Origin of the sequence: Tabrizicola sp. (assembly GCF_031377265.1) — a bacterium.
Classification (GTDB): domain Bacteria; phylum Pseudomonadota; class Alphaproteobacteria; order Rhodobacterales; family Rhodobacteraceae; genus JAUYQR01.
Window position 1 is genome coordinate 1 of the sequence record NZ_JANMET010000061.1, and the last position, 2,545, is coordinate 2,545.

Annotated in this window: 3 protein-coding genes; all 3 read right to left on the bottom strand. The window is 62.0% G+C overall.

Going from position 1 to position 2,545, the window contains the following annotated elements:
• Position 1: 1 nt before the first annotated feature.
• Positions 2-913: a hypothetical protein gene (locus tag RMO18_RS03375; RefSeq protein WP_309663913.1), complete on the bottom strand. Its 912-nt coding sequence runs from the start codon at positions 911-913 to the stop codon at positions 2-4.
• 260 nt (positions 914-1,173) lie between these two features.
• The gene (gene leuD, locus RMO18_RS03380; protein ID WP_309663914.1) at positions 1,174-1,779 is read right to left on the bottom strand and encodes a 3-isopropylmalate dehydratase small subunit; all 606 of its coding nucleotides are present in this window, start codon (positions 1,777-1,779) and stop codon (positions 1,174-1,176) included.
• Positions 1,779-2,545 (bottom strand): aconitase family protein (locus RMO18_RS03385; protein WP_309663915.1); only part of this gene is annotated, 767 nt, incomplete at its 5' end. The genes leuD and RMO18_RS03385, both read right to left, overlap by 1 nt.

Here is a 2,545-nt window from a genome sequence, read left to right on the forward strand (position 1 = left end):
ATCAGTGGTTGGCCAACGGGGCCAGGGCGGGGTCGTCCGCGATGTTGCGATCGCGCTTCATGCGGATCATGTCGGCGATCCGGCCCATTGCCACACCGCGCATCAGCAGGCTGGCCGGCAGAAAGGCCCATGCGGCCATGGCCCAGATCAGCGTCTGCGGCGAGGTCAACGTTGCGGGCGGCAAGCCCGCTGTGCCCAGCGCCACCAGTGTGGGAATGAGGAATGGCAGCAAAAACCCCATGGCAAGATTGAACCGGGCGTCGCGTTCCAGACGGTCGATCACGTCGCCACCGGCTGTGGGTTCGAATGTCGGCAGGTTGACCCAGACGTTGAACGCGCTTTTGGTCGATGGCCAGCCTGCAAGTTTCAACACCACGACAAACACAGCCAACGACAGAATCGACAGGAAGTAAGCCGTCCCCGCCGCAGTTCGCACTTCCATCAGTTCGGCCGCGCTGGCGTTATCGGACATGAGGAACGTCGCAAGGCGCACCGGCGAATACGGGAAATCCAGCGACTGGCCGATCAGAACCCCAACCGCCCGGAACAACCGCGATACGGTGGTCGGATCTTCGCGGTCAGCCACGATGACCGACAGCATGATGATGATCGCCAGCAGCATCAGATAGCGGATGCGGTTGAACGGCGCGCCATCGCGAAATTCAACCAGGCTGGGGTAAACGGCGTTGTATTCGACAAATACCAGCGCCCCGGCGAACAACGCCATCAGGGCGACGATCTGTTTGGTATCGGTGCCGATACCCGGCAGGATCACCGAGGGCATCACGATCAGGATCATCACCAGAAACGCCCGCACCGCCGCCCCGGTGACCCGGTTCAGCCAAGTACGCGCCTGCCCATCAATCGACGGAACGATCCGAAGCTGAAGCTTGGTTCCAAGAAAATTCTGCACGGTTTTGCGGAGCGCCCCAAGTTTTTCCAATTGTGGCCCGGACTCCTCAGGTTTCGCAACTGCCGACCCATCAACACCCAGTATTGTGGCTATTTATGGGACGCCCTGTTGCAGAAATGAATAAACAAATTGCTATTCAACGTCGCAGGCTGCCTGCGATTACAACATGTTGTGGTCCACTCTTGCAGTGGCACATGACGCCCGGAGCGGCTCGCCGAGCCATTGCGAATCGGCAGCCTCTCCGGGCGGGTGGTCGTTTCTCAGGCCCAGGGGCGCAGGGTGGCGGCCTTGGCTTCGTAGGCGTCGATCGAGGCGGCCTTTTCCATCGTCAGTCCGATGTCGTCCAGCCCGTTCAGCAGGCAATGCTTGCGATGGCCATCGACCTCGAAGGCAAAGACCTGGCCATCCGACGCGGTAACGGTTTGGGCGGCCAGATCGACGCTGATCCGGGCGTTGGCACCCTTACGCGCGTCGGCCATCAGGTCGTCGACCACATCCTTCGGCAGCACGATCGGCAGGATGCCGTTCTTGAAGCAGTTGTTGTAGAAGATGTCGGCGAAAGAAGTGGCGATCACGCAGCGGATACCGAAGTCGAGCAGCGCCCAAGGCGCATGTTCGCGCGACGATCCGCAGCCGAAATTGTCGCCCGCCACAAGAATCTCGGCGTGGCGGTAGGCGGGCTGGTTCAGGACGAAATCCGCGATCTCGGCACCGTCTTGAGTATAGCGCATCTCGTCAAACAGGTTCTTGCCAAGGCCGGTGCGGGCGATGGTTTTCAGGAACTGCTTGGGGATGATCATGTCGGTGTCGATGTTAACCAGCGGCATGGGGGCTGCGATGCCAGTGAGGGCGGTGAACTTTTCCATCAGACCATCTCTCCCATCATCGTGCGCACGTCGGTCAGTCTTCCCGTGATTGCCGCCGCCGCTGCCATTGCGGGGGACAGCAGATGCGTCCGGCCCCCGCGCCCCTGACGGCCCTCGAAGTTGCGGTTGGAGGTGGCGGCGCAGCGCTCGCCGGGGGCGAGCTGATCGGGGTTCATTGCCAGGCACATGGAGCAGCCTGCCAGCCGCCATTCGAAACCGGCGTCGATGAAGATTTGCGCAAGGCCTTCTTCCTCGGCCTGCGCCCGCACGAGGCCCGACCCCGGCACCACCATCGCGCGGATGCCGTCTTTCTTTTTCTTGCCCTTCAGGATCGCTGCCGCCGCGCGCAGATCTTCGATCCGACCGTTGGTGCAGGAACCGATGAACACGGTGTCGATCTCGATCTCGCTGAGCCGTTGGCCGGGCTTCAGACCCATGTAGTCCAGCGAGCGTTGCACCGCGTCGACCTTGCCACCGCTGAAATCGGCGGGGTTCGGAACCACGCCGGTGATCGGCAGCACGTCTTCGGGGCTGGTGCCCCAGGTGACGACGGGGGCGATATCTTCGCCCTTGATCGTCACGACCTTGTCGAAATGCGCGCCTTCATCGGTGAAAAGGGTCTTCCAGTAGGCCAGTGCTGCCTCCCACTTGGCACCCTTTGGCGCGTGGGTGCGGCCCATGCAATAGGCGAAGGTCTTGTCGTCAGGCGCGATCAGGCCGGCCCGCGCACCGCCTTCGATGGCCATGTTGCAGACGGTCATCCGGC